This window comes from Paenibacillus taichungensis (genome assembly GCF_003287275.1).
GTDB classification, from domain to species: Bacteria; Bacillota; Bacilli; order Paenibacillales; family Paenibacillaceae; genus Paenibacillus; species Paenibacillus taichungensis_A.
Genome location: NZ_QEVW01000009.1, coordinates 178,304 through 203,324, shown reverse-complemented (window position 1 = coordinate 203,324; position 25,021 = coordinate 178,304). Strand labels below are relative to the sequence as shown.

Here is a 25,021-nt window from a genome sequence, read left to right as displayed (position 1 = left end):
TTAATTCTGTACTATTCAAACCTGAACGGGTATGCCCTCATCTTTATTGACCAAGACGGTGCTTATTCTTCTTAGCCCCTCTTCAAGAACCGAACGCGGACATGCCAGGTTCAGACGGATACAACCGCCTCCATTAGCTACGAACATATGTCCATCTTCAAGTAATACCCCTGCTTGTTCAGCGAAAAATAAAGGCAGATTTATATTTGAGGGGACGTATGCCGTAATATCAATCCATGCCAGATACGTAGCTTCCGGAATATGAAATACCGCCTGTGGCAGATAACGCTTCACATATTGATCCACAACGGCAAAATTGTCGTCGAGATACGTTTTCAACTGTCTCAGCCATTCGTCGCCATGTTCGTAAGCCGCTTGTGTTGCAGCAATGCTCAGCGGATTTTTGAATCCATAATGCCGTTTCTGCCAGATTGTTCGAAGTCCTTCATTTGCAATAATTACATTCGAGAACATTAGGCCCGCCATATTGAACGTTTTGCTTGGAGACATACATGTAACGATTCGATCTGTATTCGGGAACAGCTTGGCAAGCGGTGTATGCTTCTTGCCTGTACGCAGCAAGTCACAGTGAATTTCATCCGAGATTACCCACACGTTATGGCTCAGACAGATCTCACCCACACGTTGTAACTCTTCTGTTGACCATACCCTTCCAGACGGATTATGCGGATTGCAAAAAATACATAATGTGACTTGCTCATCACTGGCTTTGGCTTCAAAATCTGCAAAGTCTATTGAATAATGTCCCTGCTCGTTGATCAAATCTGAGCAAACCAGTTCAAGATGATTATGCTCCGCAGCCGATTTGAAATAACCATAGGAGGGTGTCACAATCAGCACCTTCTCATTCGGTTTGCAAATGTATTCAACCAATTCATATAGCGCAGGAATGATCCCATGTGAGGTCTCCAGATGCTCCTTGGGGAATGACCAGTCGTAGTATCTGTGCATCCAGTTGGAGACAGCTTCGTAGTATGCCGGATCGAATACCTGGGAGTACCCCATAATTTTCCGGTCCAGGCGCTCCTTGACTGCTTCCCGTATTTCGGGAGGTGTGGCAAACTCCATATCTGCAATCCACATGCGAATGAATTCTTCATCCTTAAAGGGAAATTTCATATCTTCTGTTCCGTTAAAAATATATTGACGGAAACCATCCGTATTCATGGCATTGGTTCCTGTGCGATCAATAATCTCATCAAAATCATACTTCATAGCCTTCTGCGCCTCTTTCTCTCTGTTCTCCATCCTGGGATGAGGTTCTGTTAGATACATTATTTCATGGCTCAGAAGTTACATCAAACGCAGTACAATCTATTCAGAAGAAACAAATCCATCTTAATGTTTCGTGATAATAGGTATTTTCATGAAAAAAGTGTTATATTTTTCGTGAAGATTGATTTTACCAAGGGGTTTCCCCTTTTCTCATATTCTTAAGAAACTTAACAGAAGGAGATCCGATATGAACACCATCAACCAAGAAGTAGGCAAGAAAATCCGTAATTTTCGCAAATGGAAAGGATTAACGGTTCAGCAGCTGGCGGATCAGATCCACAAAAGTAAAGCCACTCTGTCCAAATATGAAAGTGGAGATATTACACTTGATGTAGTCACGCTGCATCAAATAGCTGATTCATTGAACATTCAAGTGGAGCAGCTGTTGTATATCGAGCCCAAGCAAGCCTCTCCGTTGATGAATACCGTACCGTCCAGCTTTTTCAAAAATTCCACGCGGTTTTATTCATATTTTTATGACGGGCGTAACAATAGCCTTATCCGTTGTGTCATTGACATGATGGCACAGTCGGACGCGAATCGTTATCGAACCGTGATGTATATGAACGTCAAGAATTTTGAGAATTATCAGGAATGCGAAAATATGTATTGGGGCCACACCGAGCATTACGACACACTCACCACGCTGATTCTGAAAAATCAGGCTACACCGCTGGAGAACCTGTATATTAACATTTTGGCATCTTTTCAGGAATCCGAGAAAAAGTGGGGGTTGATGGCCGGGGTTTCTTTCCGTCCCTTTATGCCCATCGCTTTGAAAATGTTATTCTCCCGAACGCCTTTGCCTGAGAATCAGGAGTTATATAACGAGCTGAAAATGTCTAAGGAAGATCTGCGCACGTTAAAGATCTATAATATGCTCGCCGTCACCTAAACCTCAACACAAGCTGGTTCATCAAAGTGGATTGGATGAGAATCCCCTGTATACAAAAAAAGGGCCGCAGTTATAAGCTATTACAGCTCATAAAAGCGCCCTTTGGGATCAGATGTTTATTACTTCACACTTCAACTTTGATGTATTATTCGATTAGTTCTTGATCAAATCAAGGGTTTCGTCAAATAATTGCTTCTGGTCCTCAATCTTGTTTTCATTACCGATAACACAGCGTTGCTGCTGTTCCAATATGGCGGATACGAGTTCCGCAAAACCTATAATGTCACTTTCTGTTGTGCTTAGCACTTCATTCCGTTCTTTCTGAAGATCGGATTCGGTGACATTAGACAGATAACATTCCAGAGAGAATGATCCTTCGCCATAAGGGGTCCTTGGTGTATCGAGGTCCTGGATGGCGCCAATGATATACCTCGTCATTTCCCGTTTATCTGCTTTGAAATCCTTCAGGTATTGCGGCATCTCTTCATAAACTTTGTATGTTTTTTCGAGATTCGGGTCGCGGTACGATGCTACATAGCTGTCTCCGTTACGTCTGAAGCCTGACATGCAGCCGTATGCTCCGCCTTTGGCTCTGATATTATTCCACAAGTAATCCAGAGATAGAATTCCCTGCAAGACACGCAGCGAGCCGGTATACGAATACCCTTTATCGATAAAATTACCTGTTTGAACGACATATTGGACTTCAGATGGGGATCTGAATCCTTCTTTGTGATGCACAGGTGTAAATGCCTCTTTTTCTTTGGCAACGTCCTGGGTGAACAGCTTCGCTTTCAAATCGGATACCTGTTTCTCCAAGCCCGCATATCCCTGATCATCCGCAGTGTAACTCACCAGCAAGTTTTCCGGTCTGAAAATAAAGCCAGTCAACGATTGAAGGCTGGTCGACAGTTCTTCTTTTCTTGCCTCAAAGTTCGCCTGAAGCTCCTCAAGCCACTGGTAAAAGGTGATGCCACTAACGGCTTCCCTGAAGTCTGCGACAGCAGAGTGTTTAGAGGTAGAACGGCCAATTCCCGCTGAATGCCCTCCACTGATCAGATTGCGCTGCAAGTTGCCTTTCAACTGGGCAATAATTTCGTATAAACGCTTCGAATCATCAAATTTGGACGTAAACACAATTTCTTTGATCATGTCAAAAGCAAATCCAAGTTTGTCATACAGTACTTTGACGTTGAATTCATACGTAGCCTTGAAATCACGGTGCTCATGCGCGTTCGCATACGTACCTATGCCACTATGAATGCCCCCGGAATGAATGTGAATTTCATTCGACAATTCATTAAATGAGAAATTCTGAGTATCGACGTAACCGAGCACACTTTTCAGCAATCCAACATACGGCAGCAAACGCCGTGGGACTTCCTTAATATCGAACAACAGTCTCAGATAACCGATCCCATTGGTATAGATGTTATGGTGCAGTACCGTTGTACCTTCGACTTGATTTACCGTCTGGTAGAGCGTCGATGCTTTCGGTTCAATATCCTCTATCGACAACGTCGGAATCACCTGCTGTTGTTCCTTGGTTGACGGTGCATTCTGGTACTCGGCGAGAGCCTCGGTTCTCTGAATGAGCTGCTGAATCTCTTCCTGACTCAGTCCCGCCTGAACTGATTTCAGATGTGCTTTCAGCGCTTCTTCTTTGCGTGCGTTTAATCCTTTATCCGGCGTGACAGCAACAAAAGAAGTATGTGTATTTTTCAGTAAATACGTATCAATCAACTTCTCGAAGTAACCCTCGGTCATCTTCGTTCTCAGCTCGGCGAATACGTCATTTGCTTCCAAATGAGTGAATGGAGCATCGACATCATACAGCCAGCTTTGCAATGAGGAGAAACCATAGATTAACCCTTTGGGCATTCTTCCATAATCCGCTTCACGGTGGTTGAATTCATAGGAATTAATACCTGCGAGCAGCGCTTTTGGATCAAAGCCTTCTTTCACAACACGCTCAAGCACCTCTTTTACCGTCCCCAGGAAATCTTCTTTGCTTGCCAGATTGCTCTTCTTCAATCCAACGGTGAACACGGGCTGATACAGGCTGTCATCATACGTACCATAGACATCCTTCGCAATGCCCTTATCCAGCAAAGCCTGCTTCAGAACCGCTCCTGGAGCGTTAAGCAATGCGTACAGCAAAATTTGAAACGAGATGTTTAATTCCTTGTCCAGACTTGTTCCAATAACCGCATTATAGGTCAAAAAGCTGTTATCCACTTCTGATTCGGTACTTCCGGCAGAATATGTTTTAACTGCGTCCACTCTTTCTCCGAATGCAGGTTGAGGCTGAATGGCAGAATCGATCTCAATCCGATCATACTCACTCAGATAGTTCTCATCTAACCACTGCAATTTCTCTTCCATATCCATATCCCCATACAAATAAATGAAACTATTGGATGGATGATAGTATCTGGAGTGGAAATCCAGCAAGCCTTGATAGGTCAGATCGGGAATGGCATCGGGAAATCCGCCTGATTCACAGGAATATGTAGTATCCGGGAAAAGTGAATTCAAGACTTCTCTGCGCACAATCCGTTCCGGGGAAGAAAAAGCACCCTTCATCTCGTTATATACAACGCCGTTATAGGTTAACTCATCTTCAGCTGAGGTCAGGTTGTAATTCCAACCTTCCTGCAGAAATATTTTTTCATTATCATAAATATTCGTGTGGAGTACTGCATCCAGATAAATATCCATCAGGTTATGGAAGTCATGATCATTCCGGCTTGCAATCGGATAAATCGTTTTATCGGGATATGTCATCGCATTCAGAAATGTATTAAGAGAACCCTTCAGCAATTCAACAAAGGAATCCTTCGCCGGAAATTTCTTGGAGCCACAAAGTACGGAATGTTCCAGAATGTGAGCTACACCTGTATTGTCTTCCGGAGGAGTACGGAAACCGATACTGAACACTTTATTATCATCTTGATTGGATAAGAGTACAATTTTGGCTCCGGATTTCTGATGTTCCAGGAGATACGCATCTGACTTCAACTCTTCGATTCTGCGTTCCTGCAGCACCTTATAGGGCTTAAGCTGTTTCAACATGGGTCGAGTCCTCCGTCCATTAAATTGTTTTATTTTTTGTTATACAACCTTGAGTACTTCAAGTTCAAATTCAAAGGTAATTTATGCCTACGGATAGTATACACCATCGATCCTGGGAATTCATAATGGTTAGCCCCATAGGCATCATCTGATATGTATTATCGTTTTTTTATGTTTATGAACTGAAAGGTACAGCAGAAAATCATAAAAATTAAATTTTTCAAACAAAAAAAGATCGCATGAACAACTTGTTTAACAAGTGTCATGCGATCTTTTCTTAGGATGCCGAGGACCGGGATCGAACCGGTACGGTAGTCACCTACCGCAGGATTTTAAGTCCTGTGCGTCTGCCAATTCCGCCACCCCGGCATGGGTATGTATTTCTTGGCGACAAGAAATATCTTACCATGAAATTTATAGCTTTGCAATACCTTAACATAAAATAATCCAAAAAAAATGAAACAGGCACTGCCAGCGTTAGCGAGCAGTGCCTAGAAAGTTCGAGTTGCGGTCCCGAACTTTCTTTAAACCATCTATATTAAGGGAGGTGTGAAATAAGAATACCTCCCCAACATTAAAGAAACCTAAAATCAGGCTTAAATTAAACTAAAAAAGTAAAATAGGACGAATTCGGGCCGCCTCTTCCTCGCTGCATTCCACAACCACCAGGATATGCCCCTGTACCAGCCAATCTTCGTAGTAATTAGCATCTTCCTCGGAGACCCCTGCTTCGGTTAAGGTAAGCACCAAATCATCCGTTTCACTTCCAATCTCGTTGCCTGCAAGTTTGCGTACCGCTTTTCCGATGGACATCGTCTGATCCATCCGCTTGCCCAGACCAGCAAGCACCCCTTTAAACACGCCTAAAGCTCCATCTGTTCCTGCGCCCTTCAGAGGTAGCGGCAAACCAGTTTTCTCACTTACCATTTCGAGATTAACCTGTTCTTTGGCTACCGCGCCCAAATATTTATCTGCAATGCCTTCTTCTTTCAATTTATTCAGCATGATAATGGCTTCGTGCTCCGTACGTACAAGTCCAATCAGCAATTGTGTCATTATACATCCCCCTCCTTTTATCCTTATATAACCCCTGGTTGCTTCTTCAAAAACGGAAATCCTGTAATAAGTCCTTACACCTATGTAAAATATAATTTCTTATCTGGAAATCTATACCTAGTTCTGATAGACTATATAAAGAAGACAAATTAACCATTGAAATTATTGACATATCGAATTACTAATCCATAACCAGGAGCAATGACATATGAAAAAAGAGGTAGAAATTGCCATTCGACGCAAACAACAAATTATCGTCCGTAATACAAGCGGGCAAACGGTAACTGGATTTCCGGAACGTACAGCCGATGCTTCCATTCTTTCCTTACGGACCGTCCACGGAAGCCTGTGGATTCCATTCGACGAAGTGGAGCAAGTCACTCGTTTGTTAAGTATCCGCTCCCATCATTTAAGTGGAACGCAGTTGTGTACGGCTGATCTGTAAACAGGGAACAAACACTTCATGTATGTATACGTGAACTAGACGTGTTTATTTCGCCATTCATAAAATAAAACCAGACGCATCAACGTCTGGTTTTATTTTGCCTTTTACGCTATGCCACACACTTCAAAGCCCCAGGGCATATCTGTATCAATCACTTTCTCATTCCTGGCATGTCATTATTTCACTACAAACTTTACTCGCGTTCCATCCGGATATGTACTTAGTTGGTTTCCCACCCATGAGCCTGCGCCACGATTATCCTTGGGACTAATATATTGGATATCAGCTCCCGCTCCTCCTTCCGCACACATTGCCATTGGCCACTCATCCCGGTCTTTCCCCTTTTTAACCGGAACACCTTTGAGGGACAAATCCCGATTACCTTCAGCTCCACTGCGATCAATGGTGCATACATCGGAATGTCCTGCCTTGATTGCCGTCTTGATATGATTGGCCGTTTCGGGATAGCGCTCTGCCGGGAATGTGATGGTATGATCTACGCTTCCTTTGCTTCCCCCAAATTGGGATGGGATGTCCAGAGACCATTCTCCCCCAACCCATGCATAGAGAGCCACCATTAACATGGCCACCAGCGTCAATATCTGCTTTTTAAATCGTTGCCTGCCCTTGCTCTTTCTGCTTCTGCGTCTTTTACTCATGCTGTTTCTCCCCCATTCAACACTTGCATTATACCAGAACGCCAGTTCGCTAAACAATATAAAAAAACAGCCGACATACTCGGCTGCTCTGTATAGGCTACCCCACGTTAGGGATCGCCTGTTGTCGAAGTAAGGGCAAAGTAACCTCAAACTTCGTTCCTTTTCCCTCAATACTCTCCACCGTAATTTGACCATTCATCAGTTCGAGCAGCTCTTTACAGATGGTAAGCCCCAGTCCGCTGCCGCCAAATTTGCGTGCGTGGGAGACGTCCGTCTGCGTAAATGCCTCAAATAATTGATTAGTTTTATTTTCTGGAATGCCAATCCCCGTGTCATGGACAGTGAATACCAGGATAACGGTATCCCCTCGCTGCTCCTGAACATCGATCTGTAATTGTACTTCACCTTGTTCCGTAAATTTAATGGCGTTGCTGAGCAGGTTGTCCAGCACTTGGCGGAGACGCAGAGGATCACCCGTGAGTACATCAGGAATGGCCAGATCCGCATGACAGAGCAAGCGAATTTGTTTATTTTGCGCCGCGGGTTCATGCGTTTTAATAATCTGTTGAATCAGCTTCAACGGCTGAAATTCAATTTGCTCCACTTTCATTTTCCCTCTTCCCAGCTTGGCCATATCAAGACTATTGTTGACAATGTTCAGAAGAGCTTCCCCTGACTGGCGCGCAAGCTCCAGATACTCTTTCTGCTCCTCACTGTTGTCCCCCATGCCGACAAGTTCGATCATGCCCATAATCCCATTCAGCGGCGTACGAAGCTCATGGTTCAGTTTCCCAATGAACTCCATCTGCCCCCGACTGTTCATTTCCGTCAGCGAAGCTGCCATCCGCAACTGCTGCTCAGCATATTTCCGCTCCGAAATATCGTATTGAATCCCTACAAAAAACAGACATTCCCCTGAATCATCGAAAATAGGATCAATATTCAGTTCATTCCAGAACTTCTGTCCATTCTTTGTATAGTTCAGAATCTCTGTTTTGATCGACTGCTGCTTATTCAACGCTTCGCGGATATGCTGTACGGTTTTCGGGTCCGTATCTGGCCCTTGCAGGAACCGGCAATTCTGTCCAATTGACTCTTCAGCACTGTATCCGGTTAACTGAGTAAAATATTCATTTACATACATTAGCGGAAAATCAGGCAAGGTAGCGTCAACTACGGTCACGGAAGATTTAATTTTAGAGATAATAAATTCCCATTGTATAGCGAGTTGATTGTATTTAGTCATGCTTCCTCCTTCATCTCACCAAACTTAAGTATATTCATGCTCCTAATGAAGCTATCGATAACCCGATGGTATGTGATTATATAAAAACAATATAATTAATTGTAACATAGTTATTCAAGTCATGTGTTCCTTGGGTAATATCTGATAAATACATTCAAAAAAACTTATCAAGTCATCAGGAGGGGCACTCATGAAATTTTTATTAATCGTCATTATTATTATTTTGCTTGTTTTCTTTTTCACAAGACGTAAACGTTAATGTTGAGCCGGTCATGTAAAATGAGGAAGGAAGATCGGGTATGCGAACCCTCTTTTTTATATTCATGACACTTTGTATCATCAATCTGTGCTTCCCGAAATTTGGCTGGTATTTGCGTTACGGCTGGATTTCCAAGGGAGAGTCTGAACCCAGCAGACCATACATGGCGATGACCAGAATGACCAGTCTGTTGATGCTGCTTATCGCTTTTTCGCTCGTTGTGGCTTGAATAATAGAAACCAGAATGGCAGCTGTTTCTTGGGACAGCTGCTTTTTTGCTGCTTCAATGACGGGAAAATGACAACTTTGTTTGTGGTGCGTTTGCAACGATCCCCGTAATATATAACTATCGTTGTGGAAAGGACACCTTAGCATGAACATCGCATTTTATCCATATTGGGCTGCCAAAACGCTGCTTTCTCTCATTAATGTTATATATATCATGGTTATTACAACATTTATTTACGGTCAGACTGGGTCTGTCCTTTACGCTGCACTGTTTCCATTCATTCAAATGTTAGCGCGTATCGTCGCAGGCTTTACTGTACCATTGCTTGTGAACCGTTTCGCATTCTCCAGGCTGATTGTTAGCATTCCTTTAGCCAAAACATTGCTGATTACCGGAATCGCCATTGCATTTACCGATCTCACTGCTCATATTCCTTTTCTGCTTGTGGGAACAGCGATCCTCTCGCTCCTGGACGGATGGGAATCTCCATTAATAAACACATTAACTCCACGATTGGTTCAAGGAGAAGATCTGGTGAAGGCGAATAGTTTTCTCTCGTTTTCCACTCAGACCGTGACGATCATTGGATATGCGATGACAGGATACATCGTTATGTACTGGGGGGCTTCACAAGCATTCTGGGCGGCTACAAGCTTATCCTGGGCTGTTCTGCTCTTAATGATTACGATCAGTTCACTTACCCGCAATATTCAGGAGAAAGTCGAGAAATCCACTTCCAGCTGGAATGTATTAACGGAAGGCTGGCTTATTCTTTGGAAAAATCGGTCGCTGCGCCTGATAACGTTCATGGATCTGGTTGGAGGTCTTGCTGGCTCCATCTGGATTGGCGCTATCACGCTTGCTTTTGTGAAAGAAGCTTTGGGCCAACAAGAAGGTTGGTGGGGACTTATCAACTCCAGTTATTCTGCCGGTACCATTCTTGGGGGGATTTTAGCCATCGCCCTAGCCTCTCGCATACAGAAGCACCTAATCTCAAGTATGGCCGTAGGCTCTCTGCTCTTCAGCTTGCTGACCATCACATACGGTTTAAACAGCCTTCCTTGGCTTGCTCTGGTATTGTGTGTGCTTATGGGTCCCGCTTATCAGATCCGAGATGTGGCTCAGCAAACCGCTTTTCAGAGAAGTATGCCCGTCGAATCCTTGTCCACGGTATACGCAGCGCATGGAATTATTCTATCCACTGCCATGAGCATATCTACGGTAGTCTTTGGTCTGATTGCTGACCAAATGGGAGTTCGGCTGGTGTATTTGATTGGTGGTGCCTTATTCATCATATCCTCTTTGTGCTCTTTCCGATTAAATAGAATCAAAGACCAAAATGATTGAATCAAAAAAAGACGAGCAACATCTGCTCGTCTCCGCTGCTTCCGAACATTATCGAAGCAGCCCTTTTATTCTCAATCCAATCGGTAATCTGTCAACGGTTTGCCCTGTTTATAATACAACGCTGGTGACAGTATATTGAAGAAAATATGCACATCAGGCAAATCCGCTTCTTCCAAAATAGCCTGCATTGAGGAAGCAATCCGATTATGAATCTCCTGATCACGTTGGAACATCAAGATCTCTACTGAAGCCGGAGAAGGAGTAAGGGCTTGTACGTCATGACGTTCTGCCTTCATTCTCTCCCGCGGAATATTGGTAATCAATGCAAATTGCTCCGTGATGCGGGGTACAACTTCCTCCAGTTGGGGTCCTGTGAATCCTTTAAAACGAATAAACGGCATTGCTATCCCTTCAATCTCTATTATTAGTCTCTTATGTGATTTTAAGCACATTGTTTTCGGTTGTCAAATCTCTTTCATCATATCATTTTTTTCATAGAAACGCAGAAAAGCCCCGCTGAAGTCTCAGCGGAGCATACACGTAACCAGAATCTCACCTTGTTCTGTAGTGGCTTACAGCCAGAAAGATTTAGTGATGATTACGAGCAGGATGAAGAGTACCAGAATTGCGGCAGTGGAAGTACAAATACCGGTCCCTACTCCTCCAACATTATTACAACCGTATCCAACATTACTCATTTGATTGGCCTCCTTTGAATTTCAAGGTATGCCATAACATATGTCGATTCGAACATTAATGACCGGGCTATACGGCAAGCTATCCAGCCCATTCATTGTGTGTTTTGTCAGTTGAATTATGCCGAAGGAATGACTTGGATGTTCACATTACTTCCTGTTACTTCACGATAGAGGTCTGCTGTATTTTTCTTCTCAAGGACAATCAAACGAGTACGTGTATCGTTTCTGGACGCCAAGACCACCTGACCATCCGGAGCAATACAATAGGCGATTGGAATTGAAATTTCACTGTCACGATACGAGCCATCGGCATGGCTTGTCCCCATAACAATGCATTGATGTTGTATCGCCATCTGCCGAGCTTCTTCAATCCACTCTGTGTACTGCTCTTCACTGAACATCCCCACTCCAATGGAATGCATAACGATATCCACTCTACCAATATTCTCGTTACGAAAACCTTGCAGCACCAGCTCATCACATAACAAGGTGCTTATGCTCCAGTCCTGTTCCTTAACGACCTCAGCAGCGGTATACTTCGCCTTCTCCAATACAGTCTCCCCAGCTTTGTTAATGATGACCGCACGGTCCTTGGGACGTTCATCCAACCTGCGATGACCTGATATAATCATCGTTCCATATACAGCCGCCAGATGCCTAGCCTCTTCCACGTTCTGATTCAGGTATCCCTCAGGAAAGAGCAACACATCCACTTCTGGATATTGTTTCAATTCCGCTTCCAGTTGCAGCAATTGTTGTTCCAACATGGGTTGTCCAATAATAATCTTCAACGTTTATCCCCCATTCATAAATAAAAGCCGGTTCATACCTAAATTAGGTACGAAACCAGCTTAAAGGCTGTACAGGCAGGATTCCTGCTCATCACACTTTGCTTCAAGAGTAATTGTCTTTGGCATATCGCTCCGTCTAACAATTACTTTTACAGTTGAAATGATATGTAGTTAGGAATTTAGGAATTTCTGTGTTCAATTCTATCATAAATCTCCTGCCCGTCATAACCTCGATCTGTAGCTATATCTTTCGCAAAAAGTACCATATCACCAGTCGCAGCTGAATTCGCGCCCAACGCCCCCACAACCGCCGCAAGCGGATAAAGCAAAATGCTCAGAACCTTCTTCATGTTCTCATCTCCTCTTCCGTTTACAGGAAATTTTTGTGTGATCATCCTAATAATACGATAAAGAGAAGTTAGTTTCAATCTTTATAGTCATTCGAAACTTTTCAGCAAATCCATTGCCTCTTCATGATCAGGTTCCAATGCCAGTACTTTCCGCGTGTAAGCCAGTGCTTCTTCTTCCAGTTCGAGTTCATAACAACACACGGCCAAGTCATACAGTACCGCCGAGTCCTGTTTTCTCGAATCAGCATCTAACGCCAGCTCCAGAAACCGCTTGGCGTCCCCATACATGTACATCCCATATAACAACTGACCTGCAAGAAACGCCACATCTCCTAATCGCTCCATTACATAATATGAAGACCACATGACGTGAATTCCAGACTGAATATCAAGCATTTCCTCATCGCTTGCATCCGGGAGAAGATTCGAAATTCGGTTGGCACTATGAATCAAAAACTCAGCATCATATCCGCCCAGACGCCAGAACGGTATAATCTGCTTCAGTTCCATCCGCTCAACCTGATGATCCATCCATTCTTTTATACTAAAGAAATCGTCGGGTCCAAAACGTTCAACAAATCGGTGATATGCCAGCCTTGTGTTCACGTACCCTAACGGCTCGTCCACCATCAACATACATCCAACGTTCAGATCCTTATAATGATGTGTTGTAAAGGAAGTGTGGGCTCCTTGCCCTTCCAACACATATTGAATGGCATGATAATTTGCCGTTAAAGAAAAACTCCCATGAAGTACGAATTCAGGTGGCTCGGCAAACTTCCAGTTGTCCAGTCGATGGTCTCCTTTGTCCGCAGTAATCAACACATACCCTGACTCTGATAACCTATTCAATCGTTCGAGGCATGACAGACCAATTGCCGGGAACAAAATGTGCGAATCCTCCAACTCTTCCTTGTATAGTGCAATAAGTTCCTGATATGCATAGTTCTCCGCACTGTACTCAGGTGCGCGGCTGTATTCATAACTCAGTGTCATGTTTTCCAGCAATTCGGCAGGTTCGGAAACAAGAGAACGTTCTGGAGATTGGACGAATACGTCACACTCATATATCTCACCCTCACCAACATAAATTAATTCCTGTGGAATGCTGTCAAAAAAGTAATTGGCAATCAACAGCAAAGGTTGCTTCAGATCGCCTGGTCGAATAACTGTATCCGCTACCACCAGATTCAACACCGTATCCTGTACTGCGTCAAAACGTGCAAAATCCAGTATCCCTTGATTAATAAAGGATTGCATAGAAGGATGCTCTCTCCAAGCCAATACATTATCTTCAACTAGATCGGTCATTACATAGCGAAAAGCTGGCAGCGCCACGCCTGCAAAATCTTTCAACTCTGTCAGTTTGAGCAGAATTTGGTGTGCCAAGCGGCCAACGCCCGCTCCAAGTTCCAGAATGGTCACTGCCTCGGCCGTCTTTCCTTTGCTGGCGAGATCTTGAAGAAAACCAAAAATCATCTCGGCATACGCCGTTGCAATCATGGGATTACTCGTAATATATTGCGGAACCTGATTCTCTGTCCAAGCGTGCAGCCCTTTCTGTTCATAGTATGCCCGCTGCCAGTCCCATACCGGAGCTTCACTGAAGCGGAACCGTTGTCCTTCGTTTTGCATCATTGGTTGAAAACCTGCTTTCCATTCATAATTTTATCGAATTTCGGACTTACAATTCCATGCCCGCATAGACCGCTCCCTTAATCTCTAACGCATTATATCATAAACAAAGCCTGATCCAATGAAGTGCTAAACCGCACCCCTGTAAAATAGAAAAAACCTACCTTTCTCAAGGCAGGTAATACTTTTTAATACATTAATGATTTTTTTATAACGAACTGTTAGCAAGGGCATTCAACGTTAGTCCGAATACAAGACTCCATCAAAGTTCTCTGGACCTACACGAATCGTACCCAGCAAGTTAGAGCTGACGAATGCGGTGTACGTTAATTGAGGTGTGATCGGTGGGTTGAAATCATCCGCAGAGAACGTAATGACTTGAGGAGCCAGGATGCTCAAGCTAAACGTAGACGTCGCAGAATAGATGACAGGGTCCGTTGCCAAGGTTCCTCTGACAATCGTTATCGTTATTCCAACGAGAGCCAAGGGAAGTTGAACTGAAACGGTCCCTTTGAATTGCACACGCGGATTGGCACCAATACCCGCAGTAGTTACAAGTCCAATCTGACCAAATAATTGTGGCGTATTAATAACAAGGATCGGTATTGCAATAGAATTCGCCAAACTTGCATTCTGCGACGTTCTCGCATCAATAAATTGGCTCATGAAATCTACCTCCTATTGTTTGGAATATGATAGTATATGTGAGATTTGTAATGTGGCATGGACAGACACTGATATTCCGAAAAAAGGGCACACTAAAAAGACACTGCCCGTATTATTACAGCAGTGCCTCTCCTTCTTTGACTTTCAAATTTGCAATTGATTATTGAACATTCTTCTTTTTTTTAAATGGCTTACTCGATATTATGATCGTTTTTCTCCATTTTCTGATTTAATAATCGAATCTCTCGCTTCAAACCTGATATTTCCTCTCTTAAACCTGATTTTTTTATTGCCATAGAAAACACAGCATATAAAATCAGACCTACCAGACCAATGAAAATAAATATAGTTAAAATCCCTACAAAACTCACAGCACTAGCACCATTCATAGCTTTAAATTGTCACCACCTTCTTAACACATATTTTAGCAATGATACCATATATTTATTTTATCAGCTTTATTACAAATTCTTTAGCACTCACCTTTCATAAAAAACTCTGCTGGCATTGTGCCAACAGAGCTTTTCCACAGTGGTTTATTTAAAATATTCTCATCCTTACTTGGAATTCATCAACTTCCAAAGTAAACGTCCAATTTACCAGTAGGCGGAGTTGTTGCCATCCAAACTGCAGCCAAATTATCGGGAGCATACGTTGTAGCGGTGATATAATCACCAATTAATACTGTAGGTGTAGAGGAATTGCCATTGGGATTAAACGAAGTTGTCGTGAGTCTGCGATTCGCAAAGGTAGCTCCTCCGTCAAACGATTCAGCAACAAACACATCTAAAAGAAACCCATCAATTTGATTGGAATAATAAATAACCCTTACAGTTCCTGTGAATGGCGATACGGTGATGGAAGGGAAGAAATTTTGTGACCCGGCAGGTGCTCCGGTAATGCTAACGGGATCTGACCATAGAAGCCCATCCGGTGAACTGCATAGGAAAATGTCTGTGTATCCATTCCGCGCATCATTCCAGGTTGCATAGACTGTACCACTAAAGGTTCCATTGGATATGTCAGCACCCAAGCCCAGGTTCGTCTGCACTCGAAAAGCATAGTTTGTGACAGGTAAGGGAGATGGTGCAGGCACAACAGAAGCGATCAACGTCGATTGTTGTTGAATAGGTGGCTGAAATGTAGCCCCTCCATCGTACGAGATGCGAAGTAAAGCGTACGGACTATCCGGCCCCGTAGTAATATATCCTGCATATACCTCACCAGTAAAACCTATAGCTATAGCACTTCTATCATGAAAACCTCTTGGGCTTGAAATTCGGCTTGGAATCTGCCATGTTGTCCCCTGATCTAATGATCTCTGCAAAAAAATAGACGATGCCAATGTAGCAAGAGGTGTATACCCCACATACGCGTTACCACGATAAGGACTTCCAGGTGTTCGATCCACTGCAATATACGGTTCATCATTATGAACGATAAGGCCATATCCCCTGTTCACAAATACGGGAGGAGTCCAAGTCACCCCATCATCCAGGGACGTGTAACTAATAATTGTACCGTCATTATCACCGTTAAATATATGGACTGTCACTATGAACGTACTCGGAAATGTGTAATCAATCGTTGGCGCTTCGGCGCCAGCATATCCGGCAGGTTGCTGCAAAAGTGTCGTTGTCCATGTCTGCCCAGTATCAATTGAACGGTAAAACCCAATGAGCGTAGGGCCTGTACTTGTATCTACAGCAACCGCACACATAATATTGGGAAGCAATTCGTTTGTAGCTATAGAAGGTTCGAACTGATTTCCACCAAGTGCTCCTGTAATATTTACAACTGGCAAACCACTCACCTCCAAATCGCAAATTAAGGAATATTCGTAAACCGGTCAACCCATATCATTTCAGACTGTAAAACGCGTTGAATAATCTCACCCGTAGAATCAATACCATATACATGAATGATCGTACTCGTAGCACTAAAAAAGTCCGATTGGACTTCATAAAAGGCTGCACCGTTCAGAGCATAAATCAAGGTCTGAGAAGCTTGGGGTCCTAATTGAAATAAATCGTGCCCGATTGGAATTCTGGCATTCTGAGTAGTGTCCCACTTAAACACCTCAATCTCGATATTCACAGGAATATTAAGTGAATCATTTAAACAAGTTACAAGAATCTGAGTAGCCATACTTGTACCTGTTGGCGAATTGTAAATCAACCCTGTAGAGTTTGGCAATTGAACCATCCCTCCTCTTTAAACCGCAGATTAACTACAATATTTGTACGCTAGTATCCTTAAAAGTAGTACCGGTTCTTTTTTAAAAGGGAATACAACAACAAAACCTTGATAAACCAGACAAGCCTGCAAAAGCTCATCACCATCGAGCTTTTGCAGGCTTGTTCCAGACTCAGGTAGTATTCAGTTTCGAGTTTGTAATAATAGAAAAAACCCCTTGCTTCGCAAGGGGTTTGAGAGAATGGGCCCTACAGGACTCGAACCTGTGACCAATCGGTTATGAGCCGACCGCTCTAACCAACTGAGCTAAGGGCCCTGAACAAAAATGTATAACGTTCAGATGATGGCTGTAAATCATCCAGTAAAACTAAATTGCGGGGGCAGGATTTGAACCTGCGGCCTTCGGGTTATGAGCCCGACGAGCTACCGGGCTGCTCCACCCCGCGTCAGTAAAAAATATTAAAACAGCGACTTAATTAATATACACCATCCATATCACATAAGTCAAGGGGTAATGTTAGGGAATAAAGCGTACGCCATATCGGCCCTTTTTTGAACGATATACTTCCACTTCTGCTGGCTCGTTATGACCGTAAATCCATCCATCCTGCTCCATCCGTTTTGCAAGACACCCTGCCTGAAATTTGGTTGCATACAATTTGCTGAAATATACCCAGTGCATTCCACTCGTCCTTCCTTGGAGTCATCATTTATCCCTGCTTTTGTAGAATACCCCAATTTCATAAAAATAGCCGCCGAAGATATAAATCTCCAGCGACTGCATCTATGTTTTTTCTACAAAATCATCTAACTTTTATTGAAACGTGGCTTTAGGGTTCTTTTTCAACTTCTCCAACATCTCGTTCCCTTTGGCTGCCCATTCACCAAGTGCTTCTTTAGGTGTTTTTTTGTTCTCAAGAACTTGATTGAAGTATTCCATACCCTTGTCATTTACTTGCCACAGGTTCGGCATTTTCTGATACATTTTATCCAAGTTCGTATTGGTCGGAGGTACAGGTTTCAATGTATAGAATGCCTGGATGTTGTAATCCAAACCATCCTTCGGTTTAATGAAGCTTTTCCGTGAAACCATCTCATAACTGCTGCGAGCTTTGATTTTCGCCCAGTCTTCACTGTTCATATACTTGATCAATTCCCATGCATCATCAGGGTTCTGAGCAGAACTATTAATGGCCATGAGGTTGCTCAGATAAATATTACCTCCAATTTCAGGAGCCTCCGGATGAACTGGAGGCGTGACAACATCCCAGTCTACCTTCGTAAAATCTTTCATTTTATCCGCATTTTTATTGGCATCAATCAATTGATTAATGTAACTGTAATCTCCAATCACCATGGCTGTTTTGCCACTCAGGAACAGATCACCCTGAAGTGGATTATAACGTCCACCCTCATCTTGATTATCCTGCGGTTCGTCTCCTTTAGGGATGACTTTATCTAAAGCCAGCTTGCTTATCGTACTCCATACTTTCTCCCACTGAGGAGAATCAACGGTCATTTTTTCTGCTTTGTCATCAAAAATTTTCAACTGCAGAGAGTTATAATACTGCGACATCGTATAGTATGGAGAACCGCCTTGATAGGTACTGAAAGAGAAACCAAATACATGGTCTTTTCCTTCACCTTTAGTGAGGCGAGTACCTAAGTTGAAAATATCATCCCAAGTCATATTGTCCGTTGGAGGCTCTACGCCTGCTTTCTCAAACATACCCTTGTTATAGAACAAAGCGGAAGAGGAGAACGTTGGCGTCAAAGCATAGATGCTCTGATCTCCCAAATCCTTGATTCCTTCGAGAACACTTGGCACAATATCCGAAGTATCAAACTTATCTTCCTGCATCAGTGGGTCCAGTTGTTTCACCATGTTTTCCTGAATTAACGACTTGACTGTCGCCGTATCCGCCACGATGACGTCTACCGGGTTATCCCCTGTCATAATCTTCTTCAAGCTTTCCATCGTATCCGGAATGTCCTGCTGTTCTTCCTGGTTACCATACCCGTACATGCTGCCCTGATCTACCGCTGGTACAACTTCAATCGTTATATTTGGATGTGTCAATTCAAAAGCATCAGTAAACTGCTGACGGAAATAACTGTCATCCTGGCCCCCCCATAAAGTCGCTACACGCAGTACACGCTGCTCGTTATCCTTGGACTCACTCGCTGTACAACCCGCAAGCAGCGGCAATGCCAGACTGGCTGTAGCCAGCACGGCCAGCACCCGTTTTCCCCAAAACCTGTTCTTCATCTCCCAATTCCCCCTCTAAAATTATCTTGGCGGTGTAATGACAATACGTTCACCGTCAAATTCCAATGTGGCACGATTATCAATGGACAGCGCCTCCAGATACTCCTTGGGCACTTGAAGTCGTCCCGCACGGTCAATAATGACAAAAGCTTCATGAATATCCGGGGCTCCTGCCTCCGATAAGCCGTGTTCGTCATCCAGATTCGGATTGCGTTTCACAAACTCGGTGCTGGTCAAGCCGTCCCGAATCGCCACGATCCGGTCCACCTTGCCAGCGAGGGTTAGATCATGAGTAACAATCACAATCGTGACCCCGAGTTCCTTGTTCATTTTGCGGAAAATGCCCATGATGGTATCACAAGTCTCTGAATCCACCGAACCTGTTGGCTCATCGGCAAGCAGCAGCTTGGGGCGATTTGATAGCGAGATGGCAATCGCCACCCGCTGCTGCTCACCACCGGACAATTGATGCAGCTTGTTGTGCATCCGATCCTTCAGTCCAACCCACTCCAGCAGCTGCATGGCATAGGCACGATCGCGCTTGCCTCCCAAAATCATGGGCGTTTCCACGTTCTCCAGTGCTGTGAGGTATGGCAGCAGATTACGGCCGTTATTTTGCCAAATGAACCCTACGGTATGACGTTTGTACTCTACCAATTGGGCGTCTGTCATTTTCAGCAAATCCCAATCCCCGACAACGGCTGTACCAGCTGTTGGACGATCAAGTCCACCCAGAATGTTGAGCAATGTGGATTTGCCACTGCCACTGTTACCGATAATGGCCATCATTTCACCTTGATTGACAGTCAGATTGAGACCTTGAAGGGCAACGACTTCCACATCGCTGGATTTAAAAATTTTGACAAGTCCTTCGCATTGGATCACGTTTACCTCTCCTCTCCCATTTTGACTGCCTGGTGAACACGCAGCCTGCGAATCTGCCACAGCAGCATCGTTGCGCCAATGATCAGCATGACCACGGTCACGCCGTACAGTTGCAGCATATCTTTTTCTTCAAAAACAATTCGGAACGGAGGTACCTGAGCGGACACATTATCTGTCGTTTGCAGGAAGGGCAAGAACAGACGACTGGATACCTGACCAATGCCAATACCAAGAATGATGGACAGACCCGCCGTGAACACCTGCTCTAACAGCAACATACCGCTCAGTTGTGCCCGTGATAACCCCATCGCCCTCAGGACACCAAACTGTACTACACGCCCGGATAGATTGAAGAACCAGTACAGAATGTATCCGATCAGAGAAATAATGACCGACACAAGGAATCCGAGACTCAGTATGCCGAACACCCCGCCTCTTGACGGATGTTTACCCTGGGATACCAGCTCTGTACGCACATCGCGTACAGACGATAATTCAATGCCTTCTGCCGCAAGTTTCTCCATCAAAGGAGCAACTTTGGCATCCGGCTCCATTTTCAGCCAGACCTCATATGGAATCAGAGGAACCTGATCATAGATGTAATCCAGATTGGCGATGAAAAACGGCATTTGATCCGGGTATTGGGCAGGCCAGTACGGTATAATGCCAAAGACCACAAATTCAATTGCCTGACCCTGCACACCAATGGAGACGAGGTCTCCGGTTTTGAGCTTGAATTTGTCTGCAAATTTGGAAGAGATCAATACGGCCCCTTCATATTTTCCAAGCAAGTCAAGGTACTTATAAGGATGGGCCGGGAACAGATCGTTGCGGAACCACGCCACTTGGGCGAAATCCACATTGTCGATCCCCACCAGCATTCCCTGTCCACCCGATTTGCCAGAGACAATAATGTTGCCTTTCGTTTGCAGCACTCTCGCCGCATGTTCAACACCATTCAGGCTGCGGAACACTTCAAAAGGTGGCTCGGAATAGATCATCTTCGTAGGTTGTGACGTACCACCGCCCCCACCTGAGCCACCTCCGCCGCCGTTACCGCCGCCTCCTGATCCACCGCTACCGTTTCCTCCACCCTGCTGTCCACCGCCTGAACCTCCGTTTTGTCCGGAACCATTTGGCTTAACCTCAGGTGTGCCTTCCCATACCGTTTGCATAATAACATCCGAACCATAGCGGTATAACGTACGCTCGGTCGAGTTCAGGTCAATGGTTCGAGCCGCTGCCGAGTTATACACTCCGAGTCCGAGTGTCAATACAAGCAGGATCATCAAAGGATAGTAAGAAGACGATGAACGTGAGAGCTGCGTCAGTGTCAGATACAGTGGAACCGGGAGAAACTTACGCCCAATCAGCTGAATCAGCTTCAAAATCCACGGGAACAACCGTAAGAAGAACAATCCCAGTGCAAAGATAGCGAGTGCCGGTACAAAAAACAGAAACGGCTGTACCTGAAGCTGATCTGTCGTCATTCCGGTCTGGAACGTCAACATTTGCCGTTCATAGAACAAGTAATATCCATACCCGGCGAGCCCCAGCAAAGCAATATCCAGGAACCAGCGCTGCCATACCGGCGCACGATCCGTTCGAGCCTGTCTCCGCTTGGCTGATACAATCGTGGCCCGCGCATAGGTTATTGCCGGAATGAGCGAGGCTATGATTGCCACCAACACGGCGATAAGGCCAAGCAGAATGGCTTCTTTTGATATTCCGATTGGAATGGATTTGCGATCCACGAACGACAGGAATCCGCTCGCTGAACCGATGCTTTTCGCCATAAACCATCCAAGAAACGGTCCGATGACAAGAGCAATCGCTCCCAGGAATATACCTTCAAGCAGATAAAGAGAGAATATCTGCCGGGCAGAAGCTCCGCGACTGCGCAGAACCGCGATGTCACTTTCCTGCTTCTGTAACGACTGTCTGGCATTCATGGCAATAAAATAAAAGACCATCGCAATCATCGGTGCTGCCAGTGTGAACAGCATGGTCTGCAATTGCAGACTCTGACTGCGGAATTGTTTCAGCAGATCCCCGAAGGTGATGTCCACTTTCGTATCCTTCAACCGCTGATACAGTTCGATATCCAGCCTTTCCAGCACAGAGGTCAATCCCGAGAGCTGGCTCGTTTGAATCTCTTTCAGATCAAATGCATAATACCAACGTGAATTCTGAAGCGGAATTCCTTTTTCCTTCAGCAAAACATTATTAAATACCGACTCATCCACATATAGTCCGTTCATCATGCCGTCAAATCCCTGTACCCAATACGGACTGCTAGGATCATCAGCTTTGAAAGAACCTGTAATCTTCACACGCAACGTAATATCAAGACCGCTGTAAATCGGATACTCCAGAACATCTCCGATATGCAAATCGTTACGATACATGCCCTCTTCGAGCATGACCGCTTCAATCGTATCGTCCTTGACCTGGTTGCCCGGCTTCACTCCCGCCGAATAATTAACCTGTGCATCGAGGCCTGTCATCGTACCCAGACTCATGCTGCGGACCCGGCTGGCATCCACTTTGGTCGGGTCTTCCGGGTTCACCTCTGTGCTACGGATGGAACGGGAGTTCACATACGTATGAAAAGGAAAATCGATGTCACGGGGCACATCCTCGCGAATATATCGATCCACCTCTTCCAGACCACGTGTGTCTGTCTTCACACCACCAGGTGCCTGGTAACTCATGAGCAACGAGCCAGCTGGCAGTCCCTCACTATTATCCTGCAGCGTCTGGGCCACGACCCGCTTCAGCGCACCATCGGCATACATCGGAATACTAACGGTGAACGCGACCGCCACAATCAGTCCGATCAGTGTGCTGAACGTCATCCAGCGAGTGTTCCACATTTTGCGGAACAACAGTCGAAGCAATGGCAGCCCCATTAGCGGCCCACTACTTTCTGTCCAACGGTCAGACCTTTCAGAATCTCCACATCCGTGGATGTCTGCTGCCCGACTTCTACGTCCACTTCACGCTTGCTTCCATCACTCTCCACCACTTGCACGTACGTTCTTGAACCGATGGAGCGCAGTGCGGATACAGGAATGACAATCGCGTTCTCTGTGCGCTGCGTGACAATTGACACCGTTAGAGGTGTACCGCGTTCAACCCCTTTGGGCATTTTCGCCAGCGAGACGATCACATATTGATCCAGGCTTTCTTTCGCTGGAGGCGTTCCGCCTTCCCCCGAACCTCCGCCGTTACCACTTCCACTACCCGATGCTTGGGCTACAGGCATCACTTTAACTTTGCCAGCCACTTTGCCTGCGCCATTAATGTCCACATCCGCCTTCATACCTGCCGAGAACTTTTCCAGATCTTCCTTGGCAAACGTAGCTGCGACAACCAGGTTGGATGTATCTGCGATGGTCGCAATCGGGTCATAGGCTTTGACAGCCGCACCTTTCTCTACCTGCACGGCAATGATAGTTCCGCCGAATGGAGCAGTCAAGGTGGCTTTACCCAACTGATTCTCCAGATCGGCGAGTTCCTGACGAAGCTCTTCAAAGGCAATCGTGGACTCTTCGAACTCCACTGGATCCATCTCATCCCGTTTGCGAAGCGTTTCCTTCATCTGGACTTCAGATTTGCGAATCTGCAGGTTTTTGGCCCGAATTTCCTTCTCAACGCTCTCTACATCAAGAACTGCGAGAAGTTGACCTTTTTTCACTTTATCCCCTGGTTTTACATTCAACTCTTTGATATGCATACCGTCCAGCGTAAAATACACCTTTTCTTCCCGCTGGCTCATCATCTTGCCGCTTCCGCTAACTTTTTTCTCCAGTGTCTCTGTCCGAACTTCATATTCAGGCTTCTTGGAGATCGTTGGCGGTGTAATTGGCGGAAGTACTTCTTCCTCTGTTTCAGCCGGCAGCAAAGAGCATCCGGACATCATTGCAGCCACTATCGCACTAAGCACAATAAGCGCTGCGCGTTTCCCCCTCTTCGGAGCGGCCCCTTTACTTGATAAATCTGCCGTCCGCCATTTCATAAACATGGTCCGCAACCTCCAAAATCGTAGGATCGTGTGTAGTCATACAGATCGTTACTTGTTCAACTTCAATAATATTGCGAAATACAGCCATAACCTGTGCTCCCATTTTGGAATCGAGTTCAGCTGTCGGCTCATCCGCGAGCAATAATCTCGGTCTGTGGGCTATCGCCTTGGCGATGGCCACCCGCTGCTGCTCTCCCCCGGACATCTCGAATGGACGGTGCTTGACCCGTTTGGTTAGTCCGACCAGATCCAGACAATGACCTACCCGGTCCTTCCATTCCGAACGCGGCACGTCCGCCATGCGCAGAGACAGTTCTACATTTTCCCAGGCAGACAACAAAGGCATCAGCGCATATGCCTGAAAAATAAAACCGATTTCTCTGCGCCGCAAAGCGGTTCGCCGCCGATCTCCCCAATCCTGAAGAGGCTGTCCGGAGAACAGAATGTCTCCACTTGATGGCTGATCCAGCCCACCCAACATATTAAGCAGCGTCGTTTTCCCTGAGCCTGACCGTCCTTTCAACATCACCAGCTGTTGCGGGTTCACTTCCATATCGATACCTTTGAGGACATGAATAATACGGCTACCCGTCTGGAAACTACGATGAACATTGCGAACCTCCAGCACAGGTCCGTCATACGGAGGCAACAGATCCTTCTTGGAGGACTTGGACTTCACTTCGGGTTCAGCTGCTGCAACCGCAACCTCCTCCTGACTTGTTTCACTGGTTATGTCGTGCGGGTCGATGGATGTATTCTGCGGTTCACTTATGTATGCCGATTCCTCCTGCCCGACTGGTTCCTGCTGCTCCGTGTGTTCAACTGCACTGTCCTCGCCTGACTGGCTCTTGGCAGCTCTGATTTTGGAAAATAACTTCTTCATGCCAGCAATCACGCTCATCCTTTCTTCATATCCCGTTCACTTCATCAAGACACTAAAAATAGAAATCTATTCCATACTACACTGCATTATAAACGACGGATCACAACTAAAAGT

24 protein-coding genes and 3 tRNA genes are annotated in these 25,021 nt (G+C 45.1%); 4 read left to right on the top strand and 23 right to left on the bottom strand.

The genetic code is table 11. The features are described 5' to 3' along the window. Positions 1-15 precede the first annotated feature (15 nt). Positions 16-1,236, bottom strand: coding sequence for a MalY/PatB family protein (locus tag DC345_RS15690; RefSeq protein ID WP_113053885.1), 1,221 nt, complete (start codon positions 1,234-1,236; stop codon positions 16-18). Between the two features lie 247 nt (positions 1,237-1,483). Here DC345_RS15690 and DC345_RS15685 point away from each other — a divergent pair, with 247 nt between their 5' ends. Next, positions 1,484-2,191 carry a helix-turn-helix domain-containing protein gene (locus tag DC345_RS15685; RefSeq protein WP_113053884.1) on the top strand — a complete coding sequence of 236 codons (708 nt, stop codon included), beginning with the start codon at positions 1,484-1,486 and terminating at the stop codon, positions 2,189-2,191. Between the two features lie 153 nt (positions 2,192-2,344). Here the strand turns inward: DC345_RS15685 and DC345_RS15680 are convergent, their stop codons facing one another. The 3 genes from DC345_RS15680 to DC345_RS15670 all read right to left on the bottom strand — a co-directional run bounded on the left by DC345_RS15680 (position 2,345) and on the right by DC345_RS15670 (position 6,322). Then, complete coding sequence (locus tag DC345_RS15680) at positions 2,345-5,266, bottom strand: insulinase family protein (protein WP_113053883.1); 2,922 nt, start codon at positions 5,264-5,266, stop codon at positions 2,345-2,347. Positions 5,267-5,549: 283 nt separating this feature from the next. Next, positions 5,550-5,635, bottom strand: a tRNA-Leu gene (locus tag DC345_RS15675). Positions 5,636-5,872: 237 nt separating this feature from the next. Next, complete coding sequence (locus DC345_RS15670; protein WP_113053882.1) at positions 5,873-6,322, bottom strand: general stress protein; 450 nt, start codon at positions 6,320-6,322, stop codon at positions 5,873-5,875. 208 nt (positions 6,323-6,530) lie between these two features. Between DC345_RS15670 and DC345_RS15665 the strand changes: the two genes are divergently transcribed. Continuing rightward, complete coding sequence (locus DC345_RS15665; RefSeq protein ID WP_113053881.1) at positions 6,531-6,767, top strand: hypothetical protein; 237 nt, start codon at positions 6,531-6,533, stop codon at positions 6,765-6,767. A gap of 176 nt (positions 6,768-6,943) precedes the next feature. Here DC345_RS15665 and DC345_RS15660 read toward each other — a convergent pair whose 3' ends face one another. Further along, positions 6,944-7,426 (bottom strand): NucA/NucB deoxyribonuclease domain-containing protein, encoded by a 483-nt coding sequence (locus DC345_RS15660; protein WP_083678812.1) that lies wholly within the window; start codon positions 7,424-7,426, stop codon positions 6,944-6,946. A gap of 97 nt (positions 7,427-7,523) precedes the next feature. Continuing rightward, positions 7,524-8,672, bottom strand: a complete 1,149-nt coding sequence (locus tag DC345_RS15655) for a sensor histidine kinase (RefSeq protein WP_113053880.1) — start codon at positions 8,670-8,672, stop codon at positions 7,524-7,526. A gap of 299 nt (positions 8,673-8,971) precedes the next feature. On the opposite strand from DC345_RS15655, the gene DC345_RS32445 reads away from it, so the two are divergent. Both DC345_RS32445 and DC345_RS15645 read left to right on the top strand, forming a co-directional pair. After that, complete coding sequence (locus DC345_RS32445) at positions 8,972-9,160, top strand: DUF6199 family natural product biosynthesis protein (RefSeq protein WP_113053879.1); 189 nt, start codon at positions 8,972-8,974, stop codon at positions 9,158-9,160. Positions 9,161-9,304: 144 nt separating this feature from the next. Then, a complete protein-coding gene (locus tag DC345_RS15645) occupies positions 9,305-10,507 on the top strand; it encodes an MFS transporter (protein ID WP_113053878.1) in 1,203 nt (400 codons plus the stop codon). Between the two features lie 71 nt (positions 10,508-10,578). On the opposite strand, the gene DC345_RS15640 is transcribed toward DC345_RS15645, so the two are convergent. The 17 genes from DC345_RS15640 to DC345_RS15570 all read right to left on the bottom strand — a co-directional run bounded on the left by DC345_RS15640 (position 10,579) and on the right by DC345_RS15570 (position 24,925). Next, positions 10,579-10,908, bottom strand: a complete 330-nt coding sequence (locus tag DC345_RS15640; RefSeq protein ID WP_053784203.1) for a DUF1904 family protein — start codon at positions 10,906-10,908, stop codon at positions 10,579-10,581. A gap of 171 nt (positions 10,909-11,079) precedes the next feature. Beyond that, on the bottom strand, positions 11,080-11,205 hold the full coding sequence (locus DC345_RS32205) for a sporulation protein YjcZ (protein WP_113053877.1): 126 nt from the start codon (positions 11,203-11,205) through the stop codon (positions 11,080-11,082). A 116-nt stretch (positions 11,206-11,321) separates the two neighbouring features. Next, positions 11,322-11,996, bottom strand: a complete 675-nt coding sequence (locus DC345_RS15630; RefSeq protein WP_258530686.1) for a hypothetical protein — start codon at positions 11,994-11,996, stop codon at positions 11,322-11,324. A gap of 179 nt (positions 11,997-12,175) precedes the next feature. Then, the gene (locus DC345_RS31745; RefSeq protein ID WP_181586604.1) at positions 12,176-12,346 is read right to left on the bottom strand and encodes a hypothetical protein; all 171 of its coding nucleotides are present in this window, start codon (positions 12,344-12,346) and stop codon (positions 12,176-12,178) included. A gap of 87 nt (positions 12,347-12,433) precedes the next feature. Continuing rightward, complete coding sequence (locus tag DC345_RS15625; RefSeq protein ID WP_113053876.1) at positions 12,434-13,984, bottom strand: tetratricopeptide repeat protein; 1,551 nt, start codon at positions 13,982-13,984, stop codon at positions 12,434-12,436. Positions 13,985-14,221: 237 nt separating this feature from the next. Further along, a complete protein-coding gene (locus tag DC345_RS15620) occupies positions 14,222-14,647 on the bottom strand; it encodes a hypothetical protein (protein ID WP_113053875.1) in 426 nt (141 codons plus the stop codon). A gap of 191 nt (positions 14,648-14,838) precedes the next feature. Beyond that, on the bottom strand, positions 14,839-15,036 hold the full coding sequence (locus DC345_RS15615; RefSeq protein WP_113053874.1) for a hypothetical protein: 198 nt from the start codon (positions 15,034-15,036) through the stop codon (positions 14,839-14,841). A 182-nt stretch (positions 15,037-15,218) separates the two neighbouring features. Beyond that, positions 15,219-16,451 (bottom strand): sialidase family protein, encoded by a 1,233-nt coding sequence (locus DC345_RS15610; RefSeq protein ID WP_113053873.1) that lies wholly within the window; start codon positions 16,449-16,451, stop codon positions 15,219-15,221. 23 nt (positions 16,452-16,474) lie between these two features. After that, a complete protein-coding gene (locus DC345_RS15605) occupies positions 16,475-16,843 on the bottom strand; it encodes a hypothetical protein (protein WP_113053872.1) in 369 nt (122 codons plus the stop codon). A gap of 242 nt (positions 16,844-17,085) precedes the next feature. Next, positions 17,086-17,159: transfer RNA gene (locus DC345_RS15600), tRNA-Ile, on the bottom strand. A 56-nt stretch (positions 17,160-17,215) separates the two neighbouring features. Continuing rightward, a tRNA-Met gene (locus tag DC345_RS15595) sits at positions 17,216-17,289 on the bottom strand. Between the two features lie 71 nt (positions 17,290-17,360). Beyond that, positions 17,361-17,525, bottom strand: a complete 165-nt coding sequence (locus DC345_RS31740) for a hypothetical protein (RefSeq protein WP_167666091.1) — start codon at positions 17,523-17,525, stop codon at positions 17,361-17,363. Positions 17,526-17,657: 132 nt separating this feature from the next. Further along, positions 17,658-19,112, bottom strand: a complete 1,455-nt coding sequence (locus DC345_RS15590; RefSeq protein WP_113053871.1) for an ABC transporter substrate-binding protein — start codon at positions 19,110-19,112, stop codon at positions 17,658-17,660. Between the two features lie 21 nt (positions 19,113-19,133). Beyond that, complete coding sequence (locus DC345_RS15585) at positions 19,134-19,997, bottom strand: ABC transporter ATP-binding protein (RefSeq protein ID WP_063567873.1); 864 nt, start codon at positions 19,995-19,997, stop codon at positions 19,134-19,136. A 2-nt stretch (positions 19,998-19,999) separates the two neighbouring features. Continuing rightward, positions 20,000-22,909, bottom strand: coding sequence for an ABC transporter permease (locus DC345_RS15580; protein ID WP_113053870.1), 2,910 nt, complete (start codon positions 22,907-22,909; stop codon positions 20,000-20,002). Then, entirely contained in the window at positions 22,909-24,024 is a 1,116-nt protein-coding gene (locus DC345_RS15575) for an efflux RND transporter periplasmic adaptor subunit (RefSeq protein WP_113053869.1), read from the bottom strand. The genes DC345_RS15580 and DC345_RS15575 overlap by 1 nt, the downstream gene beginning before the upstream one ends. Next, entirely contained in the window at positions 23,987-24,925 is a 939-nt protein-coding gene (locus DC345_RS15570; protein WP_113053868.1) for an ABC transporter ATP-binding protein, read from the bottom strand. The genes DC345_RS15575 and DC345_RS15570 overlap by 38 nt, the downstream gene beginning before the upstream one ends. Positions 24,926-25,021 lie beyond the last annotated feature (96 nt).